This window comes from Arcicella sp. GW822-FHT02H01, from assembly GCF_058802005.1.
Map to the genome: position 1 here is coordinate 2,738,167 of NZ_JBXANT010000001.1, position 20,235 is coordinate 2,758,401.

The 20,235-nt window shown below is 36.4% G+C and carries 20 protein-coding genes; 9 read left to right on the top strand and 11 right to left on the bottom strand.

All coding sequences use genetic code 11. The annotated features are described in order from the left end of the window. Nucleotides 1-106 precede the first annotated feature (106 nt). Entirely contained in the window at nt 107-3,484 is a 3,378-nt protein-coding gene (locus tag AC1RNE_RS11675) for a ThuA domain-containing protein (RefSeq protein WP_492801138.1), read from the top strand. A 92-nt stretch (nt 3,485-3,576) separates the two neighbouring features. Here AC1RNE_RS11675 and AC1RNE_RS11680 read toward each other — a convergent pair whose 3' ends face one another. Continuing rightward, nucleotides 3,577-4,230 carry a thioredoxin family protein gene (locus AC1RNE_RS11680; protein WP_492801139.1) on the bottom strand — a complete coding sequence of 218 codons (654 nt, stop codon included), beginning with the start codon at nt 4,228-4,230 and terminating at the stop codon, nt 3,577-3,579. A gap of 95 nt (nt 4,231-4,325) precedes the next feature. Further along, nucleotides 4,326-4,856, bottom strand: a complete 531-nt coding sequence (locus AC1RNE_RS11685) for a TlpA disulfide reductase family protein (protein ID WP_492801140.1) — start codon at nt 4,854-4,856, stop codon at nt 4,326-4,328. A gap of 263 nt (nt 4,857-5,119) precedes the next feature. Here AC1RNE_RS11685 and rplU point away from each other — a divergent pair, with 263 nt between their 5' ends. The 3 genes from rplU (at nt 5,120) to AC1RNE_RS11700 (ending at nt 6,528) form a co-directional block, all read left to right on the top strand. Next, the gene (gene rplU, locus AC1RNE_RS11690; protein ID WP_492801141.1) at nt 5,120-5,431 is read left to right on the top strand and encodes a 50S ribosomal protein L21; all 312 of its coding nucleotides are present in this window, start codon (nt 5,120-5,122) and stop codon (nt 5,429-5,431) included. Between the two features lie 79 nt (nt 5,432-5,510). Then, nucleotides 5,511-5,765, top strand: a complete 255-nt coding sequence (gene rpmA, locus AC1RNE_RS11695) for a 50S ribosomal protein L27 (protein WP_323249771.1) — start codon at nt 5,511-5,513, stop codon at nt 5,763-5,765. 613 nt (nt 5,766-6,378) lie between these two features. Beyond that, nucleotides 6,379-6,528 (top strand): hypothetical protein, encoded by a 150-nt coding sequence (locus AC1RNE_RS11700; protein ID WP_492801142.1) that lies wholly within the window; start codon nt 6,379-6,381, stop codon nt 6,526-6,528. 52 nt (nt 6,529-6,580) lie between these two features. Here AC1RNE_RS11700 and pdhA read toward each other — a convergent pair whose 3' ends face one another. After that, entirely contained in the window at nt 6,581-7,588 is a 1,008-nt protein-coding gene (pdhA, locus tag AC1RNE_RS11705; protein WP_492801143.1) for a pyruvate dehydrogenase (acetyl-transferring) E1 component subunit alpha, read from the bottom strand. Nucleotides 7,589-7,845: 257 nt separating this feature from the next. Between pdhA and recF the strand changes: the two genes are divergently transcribed. Further along, on the top strand, nt 7,846-8,931 hold the full coding sequence (gene recF, locus AC1RNE_RS11710; RefSeq protein ID WP_492801144.1) for a DNA replication/repair protein RecF: 1,086 nt from the start codon (nt 7,846-7,848) through the stop codon (nt 8,929-8,931). A gap of 32 nt (nt 8,932-8,963) precedes the next feature. Here recF and AC1RNE_RS11715 read toward each other — a convergent pair whose 3' ends face one another. Genes AC1RNE_RS11715 through AC1RNE_RS11725 form a run of 3 tightly spaced genes read right to left on the bottom strand, consistent with a single transcriptional unit; the run spans nt 8,964 to nt 11,509 of the window. Then, nucleotides 8,964-10,295, bottom strand: a complete 1,332-nt coding sequence (locus AC1RNE_RS11715) for a hypothetical protein (protein WP_492801145.1) — start codon at nt 10,293-10,295, stop codon at nt 8,964-8,966. A 26-nt stretch (nt 10,296-10,321) separates the two neighbouring features. Further along, the gene (locus AC1RNE_RS11720; protein ID WP_492801146.1) at nt 10,322-10,897 is read right to left on the bottom strand and encodes a hypothetical protein; all 576 of its coding nucleotides are present in this window, start codon (nt 10,895-10,897) and stop codon (nt 10,322-10,324) included. Between the two features lie 48 nt (nt 10,898-10,945). Beyond that, nucleotides 10,946-11,509 carry an RNA polymerase sigma factor gene (locus tag AC1RNE_RS11725; RefSeq protein ID WP_323249777.1) on the bottom strand — a complete coding sequence of 188 codons (564 nt, stop codon included), beginning with the start codon at nt 11,507-11,509 and terminating at the stop codon, nt 10,946-10,948. Nucleotides 11,510-11,743: 234 nt separating this feature from the next. On the opposite strand from AC1RNE_RS11725, the gene AC1RNE_RS11730 reads away from it, so the two are divergent. The 3 genes from AC1RNE_RS11730 (at nt 11,744) to AC1RNE_RS11740 (ending at nt 13,303) form a co-directional block, all read left to right on the top strand. Beyond that, nucleotides 11,744-12,193 (top strand): Xre family toxin-antitoxin system antitoxin, encoded by a 450-nt coding sequence (locus AC1RNE_RS11730; protein ID WP_309923634.1) that lies wholly within the window; start codon nt 11,744-11,746, stop codon nt 12,191-12,193. 146 nt (nt 12,194-12,339) lie between these two features. Continuing rightward, nucleotides 12,340-12,807, top strand: coding sequence for an RES family NAD+ phosphorylase (locus tag AC1RNE_RS11735; RefSeq protein ID WP_492801147.1), 468 nt, complete (start codon nt 12,340-12,342; stop codon nt 12,805-12,807). Next, nucleotides 12,794-13,303: a cupin domain-containing protein gene (locus AC1RNE_RS11740; RefSeq protein ID WP_492801148.1), complete on the top strand. Its 510-nt coding sequence runs from the start codon at nt 12,794-12,796 to the stop codon at nt 13,301-13,303. Before AC1RNE_RS11735 ends, AC1RNE_RS11740 begins: the two co-directional genes overlap by 14 nt. A gap of 20 nt (nt 13,304-13,323) precedes the next feature. On the opposite strand, the gene AC1RNE_RS11745 is transcribed toward AC1RNE_RS11740, so the two are convergent. Beyond that, nucleotides 13,324-13,908, bottom strand: coding sequence for a DUF4136 domain-containing protein (locus AC1RNE_RS11745; protein WP_492801149.1), 585 nt, complete (start codon nt 13,906-13,908; stop codon nt 13,324-13,326). 244 nt (nt 13,909-14,152) lie between these two features. On the opposite strand from AC1RNE_RS11745, the gene AC1RNE_RS11750 reads away from it, so the two are divergent. Then, nucleotides 14,153-14,848 (top strand): DsbA family oxidoreductase, encoded by a 696-nt coding sequence (locus AC1RNE_RS11750; RefSeq protein ID WP_492801150.1) that lies wholly within the window; start codon nt 14,153-14,155, stop codon nt 14,846-14,848. A 94-nt stretch (nt 14,849-14,942) separates the two neighbouring features. Here AC1RNE_RS11750 and AC1RNE_RS11755 read toward each other — a convergent pair whose 3' ends face one another. The 4 genes from AC1RNE_RS11755 to mutL all read right to left on the bottom strand — a co-directional run bounded on the left by AC1RNE_RS11755 (nt 14,943) and on the right by mutL (nt 19,949). Beyond that, on the bottom strand, nt 14,943-15,647 hold the full coding sequence (locus tag AC1RNE_RS11755; protein ID WP_492801151.1) for a 2-phosphosulfolactate phosphatase: 705 nt from the start codon (nt 15,645-15,647) through the stop codon (nt 14,943-14,945). Between the two features lie 28 nt (nt 15,648-15,675). Beyond that, the gene (gene gcvT / locus AC1RNE_RS11760; protein WP_492801152.1) at nt 15,676-16,773 is read right to left on the bottom strand and encodes a glycine cleavage system aminomethyltransferase GcvT; all 1,098 of its coding nucleotides are present in this window, start codon (nt 16,771-16,773) and stop codon (nt 15,676-15,678) included. 238 nt (nt 16,774-17,011) lie between these two features. Further along, the gene (locus AC1RNE_RS11765) at nt 17,012-18,022 is read right to left on the bottom strand and encodes a M28 family peptidase (protein WP_492801153.1); all 1,011 of its coding nucleotides are present in this window, start codon (nt 18,020-18,022) and stop codon (nt 17,012-17,014) included. Between the two features lie 37 nt (nt 18,023-18,059). After that, a complete protein-coding gene (gene mutL / locus AC1RNE_RS11770; RefSeq protein ID WP_492801154.1) occupies nt 18,060-19,949 on the bottom strand; it encodes a DNA mismatch repair endonuclease MutL in 1,890 nt (629 codons plus the stop codon). Nucleotides 19,950-20,235: the final 286 nt, after the last annotated feature.

Genomic DNA, 20,235 nt, shown 5'->3' on the forward strand with positions numbered 1-20,235 from the left:
ACTTATCTTTATCAAATATTTACTAAACTCTAAGTAAAGTACTATTTCTTTAACAAGAGGAGGCTTTATTTATATCATTCAACCAGTCCTAATTTTATTATAACTTATGAAACTTAAATTTCAGGCATTATTACTGTTGTTGTGCTTTTGTACAACAATTCTTTTTGCCCAAGGTTCTAATCCTCTCAAAGGGAAAAAGATTCTTGTTTTCTCCAAAACAGCAGGATTTCGTCACTCTTCTATTCCGTTTTGTACAAAAGCCATTCAAAAAATGGGGATTGAAAATGGTTTTGAAGTAGACACTACCGAAAACGCTGATAAATTCAATGAAGCTAACCTTAAAAAGTACTCGGTTGTTGTTTTTAACAGCACTACGGGAAATGTTTTAACTGAGCCTCAGCAAATTGCTTTTGAACGTTATATCCAAGCAGGGGGTGCTTTTATGGGTATTCACGCAGCTTCGGATACGGAGTATGACTGGCCTTGGTATGGCAAGTTGGTAGGTGGATATTTTAATGGTCACCCTGGCAAAAATGTTTCGAATGTGCAGAATGGTAAATTTATCATTAAAGACCGTACGCATATTTCTACCAACTTTATGCCTGAGACGTTGGAGCGTAAAGATGAATTTTATAGCTTTAAAAATTTCAATACAGATGTAAAGGTTTTATATACTGTTGACGAAAATTCATTCAAAGAGGGTAAAATGGGCGATTTCCACCCAATGGGCTGGTATCACGAATTTGATGGTGGTCGTTCTTTTTATACTAACTGGGGACATACCAACGAGACGTTCTCAGAAGAGATTCCACTTAAACACATCCTTGGTGGCTTACAGTGGGCGGCTAGTGGTCCTGCTTTAGATTATGCCAAAGTAAAAAGTGCTTTACCTCCAGAAGAAAATCGTTTCGTAAAAACTGTATTGGATGAAAAACTAGACGAACCAACTGAATTGGTGGTACTAGACAACGGTAAAGTATTGTTCGGTGAAAGAAAAGGTTTGCTAAAAGTATATGACCCAAAGAAAAACGCTACTAAGGTTGTAGCAGATTTAAGCGTGTATTCAAAATTTGAATATGGCTTGATGGGCGTAAATATTGACCCTGACTTCAACAAAAACAAATGGATTTACTTGTACTACGCTCCGTCAGTAGGGATGGTTGGTGCTGATACCGCCAATCGTTTATCTCGTTATGTGTATGATGATGTAAAGGATTCGCTTTATTTAAGTACTGAAAAAGTTGTTTTGCGTGTGCCTGTAAAACGTACAGAATGTTGCCATACAGGTGGTTCGGTAGCGTGGGATAGCAAAGGAAACTTATTCCTTTCTACGGGTGATGATACCAACCCTTTTGCATCACAAGGTTTTGCTCCTATCGACAATAAGCCTGGTCGTTCTGGTTGGGATGCTCGATATACTTCTTCAAATACCAACGATTTAAGAGGTAAAATTTTGAGAATTAAGCCTAGTACTGATGGTTCTTATACGATTCCAGAAGGGAATCTATTCCCAGTGGGTACTGCAAAAACTCGTCCTGAAATATATGTAATGGGTAACAGAAACCCATACAGAATATCGGTTGACCAAAGAACAGGCTTTTTATATTGGGGTGAAGTAGGGCCCGATGCTGGCGAAAATTCACCGAAATATGGTCCTCGTGGACACGACGAAGTGAATCAGGCTCGTAAAGCTGGTTATTTTGGCTGGCCTCTTTTTGTGGCAGACAACCGTGCTTATAACCAAAGAGACTTTTATAAGGATAGTACTTGGACAAAATTTGACGCTGAGCATCCTATTAACGATTCTCCACACAATACAGGTTTACGCGAATTACCTGCTGCTCAAAAAGCATTTATTTATTATCCTTACGCTGATTCTCCTGAATTTGGGGCAATCGTTGGCAAGGGCGGTCGTAATGCAATGGGCGGGCCTGTATATTATTATGACGACTTCAAGGCTGATTCAAAGGTAAAATTCCCTAAGTATTTAGATGGAAAATTCTTTGCCTATGACTGGATGCGTGACTGGATTAACTTGGTAAGCATGAAACCAAACGGAGATTTTATTTCGATGGAACGCTTTATGCCAAACACGAAGTTTAGCCACCCAATGGATATGCAGTTTGCTAAAGATGGTTCGTTGTATTTGTTGGAATATGGACAAAACTGGTTTGCTCAAAACGATGATGCTCGTCTTTCACGCATTACGTTCAATGCTGGCAACCGTAGCCCAGTGGTGGTAGCAAATGCTGATAAAAAAGCAGGAGCATTGCCTTTGAAAGTAAATTTCTCTTCGGCTGGTACATTGGATTATGAAAATGATGTGTTGAAATACGAATGGACTTTTGCCAAAGGAGCAGCCAAAAGCACTTTGCCTAACCCAAGCTTTACTTTTACAAAAGCAGGTGTTTATAAGCCTGTTCTGAAAGTAACAGACCCTGCTGGAAACGTTTCGACGACTACTTTAGAAATAAAAGTAGGGAATGATGTTCCGAAAGTGGACTTAGCCATAAAAGGCAATAAAACATTCTACTGGAACGATGAAAAAATAGCTTATGAAGTAAAGGTATCTGATAAAGAAGATGGCTCGTTGGCTAATAAAAAAATCAAAGAAGACGAAGTACAAGTAAACATAGACTACCTTGAAGGTTTTGATAAAACCGTTATTGCACAAGGACATCAAGCCAATTTAAGCGTTTCAACAGGTAGACGTTTAATAGACTTATCTGATTGTAAATCTTGTCATTCACTTGATAAAAAGTCTATTGGACCAAGCTACAAAGAAGTTGCTAAAAAATACAAAGGAAAAAGTAGAGCTTTTAGTGAATTGGTAGAAAAAGTAATCAAAGGTGGTGGTGGTGTTTGGGGCGAACAAGTAATGGCGGCTCACCCACAATTAACCAAAGACGACACAAAGGAAATGGTGAAATACATTCTCTCGTTGTCTGATGACAAAAAAGCAAGTCAACCAGTTAAAGGTGAATATGTCACCAAAGACAATGGCAAAGCTGGTACTTATATTTTCTCGGCAAGCTATACTGACAAAGGTGCTAGTAACTTAGGTTCTTTGACAGGTACAACAGCCCTTACGTTGAGAAGTGCCAAGTTCAAAGCAAATTCGTTTGATACGCAAAAAGAAACAATGAAATATACCCTTGAAGGGCTAGGAGAAGCAGTCATTGCGATGTCTGACAATTCATATATTTCATTCAACAACATCGACTTAACGGGTATCGCTCAATTTAAGCTAGGTGCTTTTGCTGCTGACGACCGTACAGCGGGCGGTTCAATAGAATTGCACATTGATTCGCCAACGGGACAATTGTTAGGTACTGCTGAGGTAACTAAAGATGCAAAAACACCCGTGAGTATTTCATTGAAAACACCTGTTGTTGGCTCACATAACTTATTCTTAGTATTTAAAAATGCTGATGCCAAAGGAAAACCATTATTTGCCATAGTAGATATTACAGCTGGTAAATAAGCCTTTTTTAATACGATTTACAAACAAGAAGAGGTTGCCAAAATTGGCAACCTCTTCTTGTTAAAATATAAAGCTGATTTTTTAGACTAGTTTTAAACGCCCTTCCACTTAACAGCACAACCCACCGACTTAGTAAAATTATTAACTACTGGTCTGCCTGCTAAAAGATTACTTACAGCATCATCCACATATCGTTTTGTTACGGCATTAGCATCCTGCGTATTATCATCAATGCCACCGATATATTGCAAAATATATTTGTCTCCTTCTTTCTTCACTACATAAGCCGATGGAGTTCTTGATACACCAAAAGCCTTTGAAGTAGCCTGTGTTTCATCTTGAAGGTAGGCAAAAGTATAGCCTTTAGCTCTGGCTACTGCCTGCATATTTTCAAAAGAATCTTCTTCATAAGCACTCGGGTCGTTTGGGTTGATTGCCAATACTGGATACCCCTGCGAAGCAAACTTTTTATCCAATGCCATTATTCTACTTTCATAAGCCTTTGAGAAAGGGCAGTGGTTGCAAGTAAAAACAATAATATATCCCTTTACCGAACGATTATCCGCCATTGATACCAAGTTACCTGTGGTGCTTTTTAATTTAAAATCTGCCACTACATCACCAATGGCATATCCTTTATCTGCACTTAATTTATGCTCTTCATTGGCAGGGGTAAACGCCAAAAATCCCGTTAAGACTATCCCAAGTAAAAAAATCGTCTTTATATTTTTTATATGTGTTTTCATTGCTTGATATGTTTATTGTATCTAATATAATTTAGAAGTTATCTCACTTGTTTGATTTAATAGTTAAATATAAATCTTGTTTATTGCTACAGTATTCAGTTTTGTATGGTAACAGTCCACATTTTTTTTAGTTCCTCCATAAATATTTCAGTATTTACTTTGCCTTCAAAAAACTTCCTTTTCTGCATTTTTGTATTGATTATGAGCGTGGCAGGAATACTTCCCGACCATTCTTTGTCTATCAAATCTATCCAATGATTATAATCTGGTTCATCCAAAAGTACTACTTTCGATTGTACTTTGTTGCGTGCTAAAAAGCCCTTTACACTCGTTTCCGCATCTTTAGGGAAATCCATACTTATTAACAAAAATTTCACCTTCTTAGTGCTATATTCAGTATTCAATCGTTCAAAAAAGGGTAATTCTTCTAAACACGGTCGGCACCAAGTTGCCCAAAAATGTAAAACAACGGTGGTATCTGATACTTGATTTAATACTTTTTGTAAATCCTCAAACTTCACAATGTCAACTTTCTTGGTTTGATTGAAAGCCTTAAAGTTAACTACGTAAATTAGGAAGATAAGTATTATTCCAAATCGTATTGAAAAGGGCCTAATCTTCATCATGATTAACTTATAAAAATGGAACTTCTATGTTAATTTATTAACGTTAAACCTTCACAATTATGTACTTGGTATACGTCGTTGTGACAAAAGAAATATTATAATATTTTACCTACACACATAACTACCTTACTATTAGATTATTATGAAACATACTAGCAAATAAAAATTTGCGAATTTTTTATAATAAATATAACTAGTTCCTTTCTCTTTTCAAAACATAATGCGTATCTTTGCGACCCAATAAAATTATAACTAATAATAAAATGTACGCAATCGTAGAAATCGCTGGTCAGCAATTTAAAGTTGAGAAAGACCTTTTCCTCTACACCCACCGTTTGGCGGGCGAGGAAGGCGCTGCACTGGTTTTCGATAAGGTTCTTCTTGTCGACAATGACGGAGACATCCAAGTAGGTCTTCCAACTGTAGCAGGTGCTACTGTAACTGGTAAAATTTTAGCTCACGTTCGTGGAGAAAAAGTAATTGTTTTCAAAAAGAAACGTCGTAAAGGATACCAAAAACAGAACGGTCACCGTCAAAATTTAACTAAAGTCTTAATCGAAGGAATCTCATTTTAATATTTAATGATTAATTTTATTCGTTAAGAGTTTCCTCAAAGCGAAAATTAAAACGTTAAATCGATAAACTAACAAAACAATGGCACACAAAAAAGGTGCGGGTAGTTCGAAAAACGGTCGTGAGTCGCATAGTAAGCGTCTTGGAATCAAAATTTTTGGAGGTCAGCCTGCAATTTCAGGGAACATTATTGTTCGTCAAAGAGGTACAGCCCACAATCCTGGTCAAAATGTAGGTCTTGGAAAAGACCATACTTTATTTGCTTTAATTGATGGTACTGTTCACTTTAAAAAAGGATTTAAAGGGCGTTCTTTTGTAGAAGTAGTTCCTGCTTAATAATGGCACATAACTAAGGTTATACCATTAAAAATTCTTTAGAAGGGATTAACGCTTGAATTTATTCAACTGTTAATCCCTTCTTCATTTAGGCATTTAACAGAAACGTAAAATTTAATATTACTTTCTTGTTAAACTATTTTAAATTTGTCATTAAACAATCATCAATCCATTGACTTATAAGCGTTTATTTGTTTATATGCAATGGCTTTTTTGTTTTGTACATTCAGGATTTGAAAGACATTCACCAATATGAATCCAAACCTTTAAAACATTTGGAATTTAGCATTAAATGCCATCCTCGATGAGGATGGCATTTTTTTGTAATATTCTTTGAACTCATTATAATGACTAATTTGTTAATAATCATATAATCAAGTGTTTAATCATGATTTATTAAAACATTTTACATTTGTATTATAATTTTTTCAACATGAAGCTGTTTAAACTTTCCGTTTCTGAGGTGAAAGTATTGTATTTTTGAATTGATTTTTTCAAAATTTGCGAAGCATAGCATCGCTACGTTGAGTAAATTTTGGAACAAGCTATTCTAAAAGACTTAGTTTAACCCAAAAGGGAAAGTTTAAACAGCTTCGATATAAACAACAAAAATATGAGACACAGCTTAGCCATTTTCCAACGGTATGATTGGAGAGACTTTCAGGCAAAGAAAAACGCCACCAGAAAGTATGCGAACAATAAAAAAACACCAGAGGTTGCACATCCAGAACACGACAAGGTATCATTCGACTGGATAAACTAGAAAAGCCGTCCCAAACGAAATTGGAACGGCTTTTTTGTATCTTCTAAAATCTTTATTCTACAGGGAATGGATATTCTTCTACATAAACATCTGTAAAAATCTCTGCTGGGTCTGGCCAAGCAGATTCTTCTGCAAATTTAACTGAAGCTTCTACTCTTACTTTGATTTCAGCATCAATTGCAGCTAGTTCTTCTTCTGTAGCAAGACCATTATCTAAAATCGCTTTCTTTACTTGCTCGATAGGGTCACGCATTTTGTATTGCTCAACCTCCTCTTTCGTACGGTATTTCTGAGGGTCAGACATTGAGTGACCTCTATAACGATATGTTTTGAATTCTAAGAATGTTGGTCCTTCTCCAGCTCTTGCACGGTCAGCAGCACGAGAAACTGCTTCGTGAACAGCCTCAACGCTCATTGCATCTACCGCTTCAGAAGGCATATCATATGCTTCACCGATTGTATAAAGGTCTGTAACGTTTGAAGTACGAGAAACCGACGTTCCCATCGCATAACCGTTGTTTTCTACCACAAAGATTGCAGGTAGTTTCCAAGTCATTGCCATGTTAAATGCCTCGTGTAAAGCACCTTGACGAACAGCACCATCACCGAAATAACAAATTGCTAAGTTTCCAGTTTTGTTATATTTTTCAGCAAAAGCCAACCCTGCTCCTAATGGAATTTGTGCACCCACGATACCGTGTCCACCTACAAAGCCAACTGATTTATCAAAAATGTGCATCGAACCACCTTTTCCTTTAGAGATACCAGTAGCTTTTCCGAACAACTCAGCCATGATAGTATTAGGATCTGAACCTAAAGCTAAAGGAATACCGTGGTCACGATATGCTGTGATATACTTGTCGCCGTCTTTCAATGCAGATCTTGCTCCTGATGAACAAGCTTCTTGTCCGATGTAAAGGTGACAAAAACCTTTGATTTTTTGTTGTCCATACAACTGACCAGCACGTTCTTCAAATTTGCGTTGAAGTACCATCGACTCGTACCAGTACATATAGGTCTCCTTCGAGTATTTTACTTTGTTTTCAGCTTTATTTGCCATTTTCTACAATTATGAATGAGTGATTTGTGAATAAGTGAAAGTGTAAGCTTCACCTTGACACTGCTTATTCGGAGGTAAATCCGATGCTAAACTGCCTGTGATTTGCAATCCCATCAAACAGTCTTTAATTTGCACTACGAAATTAGTACAAAACAAAGAACACACAAAGTATTTTGTATTATTCATTGATGCTTAAATACATGTTTTGTCAAATTTTATCCACAATTTCCTATTCAATCCCTTTTTATTTTCTTTTCATGTATTTACAAAAACTTAGTTTGACCAATTTCAAAAGCTACGACTACAATACTTTCGAGTTTTCGCCTCGGGTAAATTGTATTGTTGGCGAAAATGGTATTGGCAAAACTAATTTATTAGACGCTATTTACTTTTTGGCTTTAACTAAAAGTTCTATCTCTAATCAGGATACCCTTAGTATCAATCATGAAGCTGATTTTATGATGATTGAGGGCAATTTCGAGAGTGAAAAAAATACGCTCATTACTGTTGCTTTGCAAAAAGGACAAAAGAAGGCTGTTTTGCATGACAAAAAAGCCTATGAAAAGCTATCAGAACATATCGGAAAATTTCCAGTGGTGTTGTTGTCTCCTAATGATACCGATGTGATTCGGGATGGGAGTGAAGAAAGAAGAAAATTCTTCGACGGAGTAATGGCACAATTGGATGCTGAGTACCTTGAAAACCTATTGCAGTACAATCGTCTGTTATTGCAACGCAACTCTTTACTCAAACAGTTTGCCGAACGCCATTATGTAGATGATTTACTGTTAGATATTTATACCGACCCTTTGGTGGAAGTTTCTCTGAAAATATATCAGGCTCGTATTGTTTTTACGGAGAATTTTCTCCCCATTTTTAAAAAGCATTATGAGGTATTATCTGATGCCAGAGAGAGCGTAGAAATGATTTATGAATCGGAGGTAAGCAATCATGACTTTGTTGCCTTATTTCGAAGAAATAGGCACAGAGATTTGGCCGCACAGAGAACAACGCTTGGAAGCCACAAGGATGATTTTATTTTTGAAATTAATGGTTTTACCTTACGCAAATTTGGCTCGCAGGGACAACAGAAATCCTTTGTGATTGCCCTTAAACTAGCTCAATTTGAAATGCTGAGTGTTGCGAAGGGTTTTGCCCCAATTTTACTCTTAGATGATATTTTTGATAAGCTTGATGACAAAAGAATCCAACAGCTTATTAATATGATGACCGACGGAACATTTAATCAAGTATTTATTACCGACGCTCGCCCTGAGAGAACAAGAGAATTATTGGAAAAGCTAGTGGTAGATATTAAGTATTTTGAAGTACAAAAAGCCTAACGCATTGAATATTTACGTTAGGCTTTTTGTATTTATTTTTCTGTGAATTTCACGCCTGCATAATTGGTCTTGATGGTAATCTTGGTGGCTGAGCCTTTACCTATCTTTCCTTTATAAACCTTGGTAGATTTCCATCCCATCGTACGGTCGTCAACCTCTTTATTATCGTCAGGATTTACGGTTAACGTACATTTTCCTTCTGGGTATCTAAAGTTGGCATACGTAGTAGTTACTTCAAAATCAGCATTGCAATCGCCCGTTACTGGTAATTTTACGGCTGTATAATTTGAACGAATGTCTAGCGTCTTCAACGTCTTCGATAATTCTGCTAACTGAACGCCATCTGAATAACTGATTGACAACTTTCCTGTTTGATTAATTTTACCAATTTTACCACTTGAATATTGAATTGTTCCATCCAGATTATTAATGTCATCTAAAATCATCGAACCATAATTGTTGGTCAATTTTAGGTTATCTGCCTTTTCTATATTCAGTTTTGAATATGCAATGTGCAAATCGCCATCATCCATTTGTTTGATATTTCCTGAGCCATATTGCACAAAAATATCTTTCTCTCCGCCCGTCAATTTATCAGAAACAAAGCTTCCATAATTAGAAGTAATCTTCAAAGGAGCTGAAAACTGAGGAATAATCGTTTTGCCGTATTTATTTGAAACCGTCAATGAATTAGACTTCGGCATATAAATCATATAGTTAATCTCTACGCCACGTTTTTCATTTACTTTTTTACCATTGCTACTGCTCCAGTTAAAAGTATTTGTTAAACTATTTGCCCAACTCCAGTTGCCATTGCCATTGGTTCTTTCATCCGTATCAATCATTGTTTTAAAGGCAATTTTGTCTCCTTCTTTTCTCTCAACGATTTCTACATTATCAATAAACGTTTGGGCTTGTGCTTCTGTACTACCGTAACCCGTGATAGTTATATCTACTTTGATTTCGTTTTTATTCCAAAGTTCTACTTTTACTTCTCCGTGTTGGTTGTTAATATTCAAAAAGTTTTTAGCATCTACAGGATAAGATTTACTAATTACTTTTTTCTTTTCTACGGCTGCCGTTTCCTGAATAGTAGCCTGACCATACTCTGCATTATAAGTCATTCCAGCAGGGGGTGTTGGTGGTGTAGGAGGTAAAGGTGGCATTTCGCTAGCTCTGCCTACTATCGCAACTCTATTTAAGGTTCTTGTCGCATTACTTCTTGTTGTGGCAATACTTGCCCTTACATGGTTCTGATATTCTTTTACTTCTACAGAATCATGTACATAAACACTTACTTGTTGTGCAAAGGCGCTGTTGATTATTAAAACACACAATGCTACTATATTTAATACTTTTTTCATGACATTCTTCGATTAAACTGTTTACCTCAAATGCTTTTCATCGGATTATTCTGATAATCTTTAATTTTCTGAATAATTGATAATTGCCTGTTTAAAATATCTAATTGTACTTGTAAATTTTGAATCATCGCTTGAACTAGCTCTTCCTGATTAGGCGTTTGGGGTAATTCTGCTTTCAAGTTTTGATAGTCTTTGTTCAGGTTCTCAATTTCTGCGGCAAATTCTTTGTAAAGTACTGGGTCGTGAGCCTCAATTTGCCTGATTTCCTCTCGCTTTGTTTCAATCAAACTTGCATACTGAACCATTTTATCGCCATATTCGGGGCTTACTGTGGCAATAATCTTATCTGTATTCTCTGATTTGAAACCAAGGTCATGTATAAAATAACACCCTATTAATATGGCAAGGCCTGCTGCTAATGCCCAATATTTTTGTTTGAAAACAATAATTTTTTTATTTTCTACAAAAGGTGTTTCTCCCGGAAAGGTATCTAAATGCCCTAAGCCTTTGTCTATTTTATCCCATAAACCTACAGGGATTTCAAACTGATCAAAGTTTTCACGGTTATCACGAATGAATCTTTCTGTTTTTGTCTTTTTCATAACTCTCTAAGCCTCCTCTATCTTAATACAAAGGGAAAGAAAAGGGCTTTATTGTTTTAAAATTTCCAACAATCGTTTTTTGGCTCTGATGTATTGTGTTCGGGAAGTTGATTCTGCCACGCCCAAAATCTCTGCGATTTCTTCGTGGTCATAGCCTTCTAATAAATACAAACAAAGTACTGTTCTGAAACCATCAGGTAACTGTTGAATGGCATTCTGTACTCTTTGAATATTAAGTTCTATTCCTTCTTCGTCGTAAGTGGCATCGTCTGGAATATCTGCTGCTTCTTCGATATCGATTAATTGTACCTTTCTATTCCTTAAATGATTTAAAGCTCGATTAATTACAATCTGTTTCAACCAAGCACCAAAAGTACTTGTTTGTCGAAAATCATGGATTTTCTGAAAAGCATCTAAAAAGGCATCTTGCAGGACGTCCTCTGCTTCGCCAACATGATTTACTATTCGGACAGCAACATTGAACATAGCCTTTGCATAAAGCCTATAAATCTCGTACTGAGCCTTGCGATCACCCCTACGGCAAGCCTCCACGAGTGGCAAATGTTTGTCTATGTAATGTGTTTGTTCCAGTGCTAAAGGTTGAGGATTCATAGTGTTCAAACTTCTAACCTTCAAGTTAAGCAGTTTTCATCTATTGACAACCAATAACTTAAATTCAAACTAATGACACAGAACAATTTAGGAATGTTGCATTTTGTTAAAAATTCTTAAAATATTTTAAAAATTTTATCGTTTATGTCTCCTATTCAAAAATATTATGCCATTTATAGTATTTTTTACGACAAATGTCGTTATATTTACGACATATTTACAACAATGGCATCCATGAAAAAACAAAATATTTTACCTATATCAACTTTGATTGTATTGCTAGGCGGGCAAACAATCATCAATCGTGAAATTAGACATGATTTCGACCTGATTGAAATTGCGAAAGAAGGTTTACCTAAGCAAGCGTTAGACAGTCTGGCGAAACAAATTTCTTTTTCAAATAAAGAAATGGCCGACATCCTAAATATTTCAGAAAGAACCATTCAACGCTACAGAGAAGACCAACGCTTGGACAAAGATGCCTCTGCGAAATTGATACGTTTGGCAAAATTGTACGAGCTTGGTCAAGAAACATTTGGAAGCCTTGAAAGATTTAATGGCTGGATGCATTCACACGTGCCTGCTTTAGGAGGAAAACGTCCTACTGAATTATTAGATACTTCATTAGGCTACGAAATCATTGAAAGAGAATTAATATATATTGAACATGGTTTGTTTTCATAAACACCATGTTTAAGTAGTCTATGTAAAATAAACGATGTTGCTGTGTGAGTTAAAATGATGTTTAAACCTATTTTAGGCAAGAACAGCTCACAACTCATCACTCACAACTAAAAACTCTTACTTAACTACGCCCTAACACATTTAACATGGAAGTTTTTAGAATTAGTAAACTTATAAGAGCCCGAGATTTATCGGGTTTCGGAGCAAGTTTAAAAGGACAGCGTTGGAATAGGAGAGGCACATCGGTGCTTTATACCGCTTCACACAGGTCGCTCGCTTTATTAGAAGTATTAGTACATTTAGGCGAATATTATCCACAAGACGAATACGCTATCATCACTTTGGAGGTGCCAGATAACGAAATTACGTTGCTGGATGCAACAAGTTTACCAAAAGACTGGGCTAGAATATTTGAAGCAGGTATATTAGCTTCTTATACAGATAATTGGTTTAATACGGAGCAGTCTATCGCTTTGGGGGTGCCTTCTGCGATTGTTGCACAAGAATATAACTACCTTATCAACCCTTTGCATCCAAATTTTTTGGATATCAAGATTAAACACATAGAACCATTCACTTTTGACGAAAGATTTTTCAAGGATGTCATCGACTAAAAACGCCCAATATTGGATTGAAAACTATCAAATGAATGCTCATCCAGAAGGTGGATACTTTGCAGAAACCTATCGGGCAAGTGAAAATATTCCTCAAAAGGCTCTTCCAGCACGATTTAAGGGAGATAGAAGCTATTCGACGGGTATTTATTTTTTGTTAGAGAGTCATCACATATCAGCCTTTCATCGCATTGCCTCTGACGAAATGTGGCATTTTTATACAGGCTGTGCCTTGAATATTTATGTGTTGGATAACGACGGTACTTTAGAAATTATTCGATTAGGGAATAATCCTGATAAGGGCGAAGTATTTCAAGCAGTAGTTCCTGCAGGAAAATGGTTTGGCTCAAAGCCCGTTGAAGAAAATACTTATTGCTTAGTAGGCTGTACGGTTGCCCCTGGTTTTGACTTTGAAGATTTTGAAATGAAAGATAGAAAAGCATTGTTACAATTATTTCCTCAACACGAGGACATCATAACAATGCTTACTTATTGAACTTTTATGCTCTTCAATCATTATTTTAAAGCCATTACCTGAGTTGTTACAGGCTTACCTGCAATATAATCTTTGGCAAATATTCTGTAATTATCGAAAATCTGACGAGTAGCGATTCTTAATGCCTTTTCATCAATAGCATGTGTCTCTGGCGCTGCGATACCTGCTGCATAGCCCATCCAGATAGGACGATTACTGTCGTTTTCAACAAATTGTAAGAGGAGTGTTCCCTTTCTGAGTTTTACTCTTCTAAGTTCCTCATTCATGCTTTCCTTACCTAGCCCTCTGAAAGAACGTTGAAGCACCGAAAGGTTTACATCACTTGGGAAAAGTGCATAGAATACAATCAAATTGGGTTGCTCTTTAGAGTCAGCATAACCCCTTAGCTTCATCTGATTGCCTATTTCATCAATCACTGCTTGGAATTTATAGGTTGTATCAATCATGGTAAACTGTTTTTCAACTGTTGTGAATGACTGATAGTTTGGCTTGAATACCTCATCTTCAATTTCTCTATGACAAGCAGAACCAATTTGAAAACTGTTACGATTACAAGACGCTAAAGCAAGGAGTGCGACTACTGCGAAAAGATAGATTTTTTTCATAACGTAAAAATTAATTTAAAACTTGAAACTTATAACTATTTGATTTTTAGTTGATTTTCTGGAATCTAAAAACAAAAATGAATTTTCAAAGGCAAAAAGCCGTTCTAATAATAAGTACGTAAAAATTTAAGAATAGTCTCTTTAGTGGTGATTTAATCAGCAGTTATAAAAGTTTTGATTTAAAAGCTTAAATCAAATTTTATAGGTCTTTGTTTGATAAGTAAGGAATTATAATTTTTAAAAAATGAATACAAAACCAATAATTCGTGTAGATGTTGTTTCGGACATCGTATGTCCTTGGTGTTATATCGGTAAACGGCGGTTAGAAAAAGCTATTGAAGATACACAAAGTTCTTGTAATCTGCAAGTTATCTACCATCCTTTTCAACTAGACCCTAGCGTTCCTGAGTCTGGAATACCTTTTAGTACCCACATGGAAAGCCGTTTTGGGCCTAATTATGCACAAAAATTTCATCAGGTTGAACAAGCGGCCTCATCAGTTGATTTAGATTTCGACTTTGAAAACCTTCCAAAGGCTATTAATACTTTTGCTTTTCATAGAATACTTACGATTTCTTTGCACGAAGGGATGCAAGCTGAAGTAAAAGAAGCTTTGATGAAAGCATATTTTGTGGATAGAGTAGATTTAACAGAGCAAAGTGTAGTAGCAGCAGTGATGGCTCAATTCGGTTGGTCTACTGAAAAAACGTTAGGTATTCTTAATTCAGACGAAGCATCTGATGAAGTAAAAGAAGAAATGCACTATTTCCGTCAACAAGGTATATCGGGTGTTCCTTTCTTTATTTTTGATAAAAAATATGCTGTTTCAGGTGCACAGCCCTCAGAGGTTTTTAAAGAAATCTTTGAAAAACTAGCCCAGGAAAAACAAGTAGCGGCTATTTCTGGAGATGTTTGTGATGTAGATGGTGAGAATTGTTAGGGTAAGAAATTAATATTTTATTTTTATGGAGGTACTTAAAGTACCTCCATAAAAATAAAATATATGTTCGTTGTTCACGAGTTGAAAACTCGTGCTACATTTTTACTAATGTATTACCACGCATAACGGGTAATACATCGTATAAATCGTGTTGTAAACAATAAGCAATGTCTTTTTGAATACCCAAACGTTGAAGCCTTTTTACGTGAGATGACGAGGCAACGAATGATAATAAATCACTTTTTGATAATTCGTACTGACGCAAAGCCATCAATGCAGAATCATCTTCTACCATAAATTCTTCTTGCAAACGTTCTACCAAAGCTCCTGCAAAAAGCGTATCTTCCAAGTTAGGTTTACCTTTCCATCCAGCACATAATACTAAAATATCGTATTGTTGGTCTTTTAAATAATTGGCTAATGCTCCTAAATTCAAGAAAGAACCAACCATTACTTTTACAGCCGATTTAGATTTTGTGATAGCCAACGTACCGTTGGTCGTAGTAACACAGATGGTTGCACCATTTACTTTTTCAGTCATATAGCTGAAAGGTGAATTATCAAAATCAAAACCTTCTGGCGTTTTTCCGTCACGTTCAGCAGCGGCTAAGTATCCTTTTTGTTGATAACCAACACATTCGTCAATGCTAGCCACTGGAATAATTGCTTCTACACCATTGGCAAAAGCGGTTGTCATACATGAAGTTGCTCTAAAAATATCTACTACAACAACTATTGAATTTTCGATATTATATAAATGTAATAGCTCGGGACTGATACAAACGTCAATTTTTTGCATAATTTCAAAAGAATCTAATACAGACTAATTACTTTAAGAAAGGCATTTTCGTTACTACAGCCTTTAAATATTTATTACGGATATTGATATATATTTCAGAACCTACTTTGGTATATTCCTTAGTAATATAGCCCATACCAATACCTTTGCTTAAGGTTGGCGACTGTGTTCCTGAAGTTACTTCACCAATAATATTGCCTGCGGCATCCATGATTTCGTAATGTTGGCGAGGAATCCCTCTATCAATCATTTCAAAGCCTACTAATTTACGTGTTGGACCGTTCTCTTTAATTTTTTGATGGAATTCTGAATTAATAAACTCTTTGTTGAATTTAGTAATCCATCCTAAGCCTGCTTCAATTGGCGATGTACTATCATCAATATCGTTTCCGTATAAACAGTAACCCATTTCTGTACGCAAGGTATCGCGTGCACCTAAGCCCACAGGCATAATATTAAATTCGGCTCCTGCTTCAAAAATAGCTTTCCACATAGCCTCCGCATCTTTGTTCCAAACGTATACTTCAAAACCACCTGCACCTGTATAACCTGTTGAAGAAATCAATACGTCGTCAATGCCTGCTACTGTTCCTGCTTTAAAAGAATAATACTCCATCGACTCCAAATCTAAATCAGTCAATTTTTTCAATGTATCAATGGCTTTAGGTCCTTGAACGGCAAAGAGACTCAAACGGTCTGAAATATTTTCCATTTCTACACCGAATGTATTGTTCTGTTGTAGCCAATTCCAATCTTTCTCGATGTTTGAAGCATTTACTACTAAATAATATTCTTTTTCGTCCCAACGATATACCAAAAGGTCATCTACAATTCCTCCTTTATCGTTTGGCAAACATGAATACTGTACTTTTCCATCAACCAACACCGAAACATCATTAGAAGTAACATATTGTAAAAACTCCGTTGCTCGCTCACCTTTTACAACAAACTCGCCCATGTGCGATACATCAAAAACACCTACTGAAGTACGAACACCAATGTGTTCCTGAATAAGGTTTGAATATAAAACTGGCATTGAATACCCCGCAAAAGGTACCATTTTTGCCCCAAGCGCTACATGAACATCATTAAGATGAACATATTTTAAAACTTCTGTTTGTTCCATTGGATGTTGATTGAAATTGGTAAATTAATCCAAAATTTTATGGTTAGATAAGAATATCTTTTGTTATACTTTTCACAAAAGTAACAAAGTATCCTGAGAGGTTTAAATAATGTGTGAAAAAGCTGTAAGCGGTGAGCAGTGAGCTTTGAGCAAGTACAACAAACACATCTTATTACTCAAAGCTAAATGCTCAAATCTCATCGCTCATTGCTTAAAGCTCACTGCTCATCGCCTACAGCTACTCCTGATACAAAACTGTCAAAACTGTTTGTCCTACTGCCTTTAAAGTATTTTTATCAATAACCGACATATTGTCTTGATGAGTATGGTGATACGCTCCAAATGTCTTAGGGTCGTTCGGGCGTAACTCTATGATATCAATCATTTGAATTTTTGCTACATCGTTTACTGGCACATGGTCATCAACCAAGCCTCCGCCATCTGCATCAATAAATAATGTAGAATAGCCTAATCTGCTCGCTATGTCCCAAACATTGCGTACAATCATGGGTGCATATTGCATTGAAGTACCTTCATGTGGGAAAACCGCACCTTTTGCACCTACCATGTCTAAATTGATTCCGTAGTAAGCGGTATAATTATCTTTGTGTTTATGACTTGCCCAGTATTGCGAACCCAAGCACCATGAGTTCTGTCCATGTTCGCCTTTATAATCCTCTGGTTCGCCTACATCTTCAGTATCAAAAAAGATAATATCAATCCCCACATTAGGTTTGGTTTTAGCTTGTTGAATATTTCTGGCTAATTCTAACAACACGCCTACGCCACTTCCTCCGTCGTTAGCGCCGTCTATGGCTTTATTTTTATTGATTGTGTCTTTATCTGCGATAGAACGAGCATCCCAGTGAGCAGTCAATAAAACTCTTTTTGTAGCTGTAGGGTTAATTGAACCGATGATGTTCTGAGAATTGAGTTTTTTACCATCGAAAGTAGTTGCTACAAAATTTTGAGTAGTTACTTCACAACCAAATTGTTTTAATTTGGCAACCAACCAAGCAGCGCATTCGTCATGAGCTTTGGTATTGTTTACTCTAGGCCCAAAAGCTACCTGCTTTTCAACAAAGGCATAGGCAGAATCTGCATTAAAATCGGGAGCAGGATTAAGGGTTATTTCTTCCTGAGGAATGCTTTCTGAAGTACTTTTTTCTTGACAAGATTTAAAATAAACTGCAACTCCTGAAAAAACAAAAATTGCCAATAGGAGTAATGCTATTCGATTCGTTTTCATTATTAATTTTTGTAATAAGTCTTTTTAAAATTGTTAATTAACGCAAGAATAAACTTGCCATTTCTGATAAAGAAACAATCTTCATCGTTATTTCACCACTTGGCGTATAGCTTGGATTTGATGAAGCAAAAAGTTGTTCTACCAAAGTATTCATCTCCAAAATCGTCAATGAATGATTACCAAAGCGTCCTGCTGAGCGTTTTGCCATTGCTCTAGCCAAGTTTTCAGCTTTATCCAGGTGTAATTCAGATTCATTTTGCTTGAATTGCTCTAAAATACCTTCAATCATTTCTTGCTCATTTTCTTCGGGCGAGTCGGCTGGAATGCCATTGACCATAAAAGAATCGTGTTCTACTACACTCAACACAAAACCTAAATTCCTGATTTCGTCTTGAATCTCCAACAGCAAATGAAAATCGGCTGTGGTCAATTTTACTTTAGTCGGAAACAATAATTGCTGTGATGCACCACCATTTTTGCGTAAATGCTGAGAGAATTTTTCATACAAAATTCTTTCATAAGCAGCTCTTTGGTCTATTAATAACATCCCAGATTTTACCTGAGAAATAATGTAGCGATTATGAATTTGAAAGGTAGTAGCCTCTGAGTCTTGCGACGCTCGTTGAGGACGGTCGCTTCCAATATCATTTGCTTTACTTTTCAATAAAAAGGACGTAGCCTCGCTAGGAATGCCAAAGTCTGCTTGGGTTTGTTCAATTGATGGCTCTTTTTTCTCAAAATCATCTAGTTGACGGTTCAACCCTTCGTATAACTTATTCCAATTTGTCAGATTTGTTCGCTCTCTAAAAGGTGCTTCGGGTCTGGCAAATCCATTTACTGCTGAAATCTCCTTAGTCTTTTCAAAAGGCGAACCCGTGAACTGGAAAATATTATTGGTAAAGTTTACGTCCGTTTCAAAGTCTAAAGAGGGCATTAAATTATGCTGGCTCATAGATTTCCGAACAGCGGCTTGTACAATAGCATACACTGTTCGTTCATCATCAAACTTAATTTCGGTTTTAGTTGGATGAACGTTTATATCAATATGAATCGGATCTATTTCAATGAAAAGTACATAAAAAGGATGTGAACCTTCAGGAATTAATCCTTCAAAAGAACTCATCACAGCATGATTCAGATAGCTGTTTTTGATAAAACGATTATTCGCAAAAAAGAACTGCTCACCACGTGTTTTTTTTGCATATTCTGGTTTACCAACATATCCTCTCACACTTACGAAAGAGGTTTCCTCTTCGCAAGAAGCCAATTGTTCACGATAACCTTTACCGAATAAATCTACAATCCTTCGGCTTAGTTTTCCTGCTGGCAAATTGTACACTTCCGTATCGTTGTGATGTAACGTAAAAGAAATTTCTGGATTGGCTAAGGCTACCCGTTGAAATTCGTCGATGATATGACGCATCTCTACAGGGTTTGACTTCAAGAAATTTCTGCGGGCGGGTACATTAAAAAACAAGTTTTTAACTTGAATACTTGTCCCTTCTGAAGTAGAAACTGCTTCTTGAGCTTTTAACTCTGATGCATCTATTTTTATCAAAACGCCTAGTTCGTCTGTTGCTCTACGAGTACGCATTTCAACTTGTGCTACAGCGGCAATAGATGCCATGGCTTCGCCACGAAATCCCATTGTCCTGATTTTGAAAAGGTCTTCTGAGGAACGAATTTTGGAAGTAGCATGGCGCTCAAAACACATTCTGGCATCGGTTTCTGACATACCTAAGCCATTATCAATCACTTGTACTAAGGTTTTTCCTGCTTCTCTAACGATTAATTGAATGCTGGTGGATTGGGCATCTATGGAGTTTTCCAAAAGCTCTTTCACCACAGAAGCTGGTCGTTGTACGACTTCGCCGGCGGCAATCTGATTCGCTATCGAATCAGGAAGCAGTTGGATGATATCTAACATTTTCTGTAAACGTATTTTAGGTTATTCTTTTAACAACGGTGGTTACCCTAATTGTCCCTCTAAGTTCGTGATAAATGCAGGGAATGCCAACAAAAAATCTACTTTTGGTGTGGATAAGTAGCTAATTGGCTTATTATCAGGATATAAAGTGCAATGTTAAGTAAGGTGTATTTTTCGGCTACAATCAGATAAAGTAACTCATTAACAGGCACTTGTCAACAAACAACACAGAAGAAAACTAGTATATTTCAGTAAGGATTAAGCTTTTTTTCAAGCAATAGTCTCA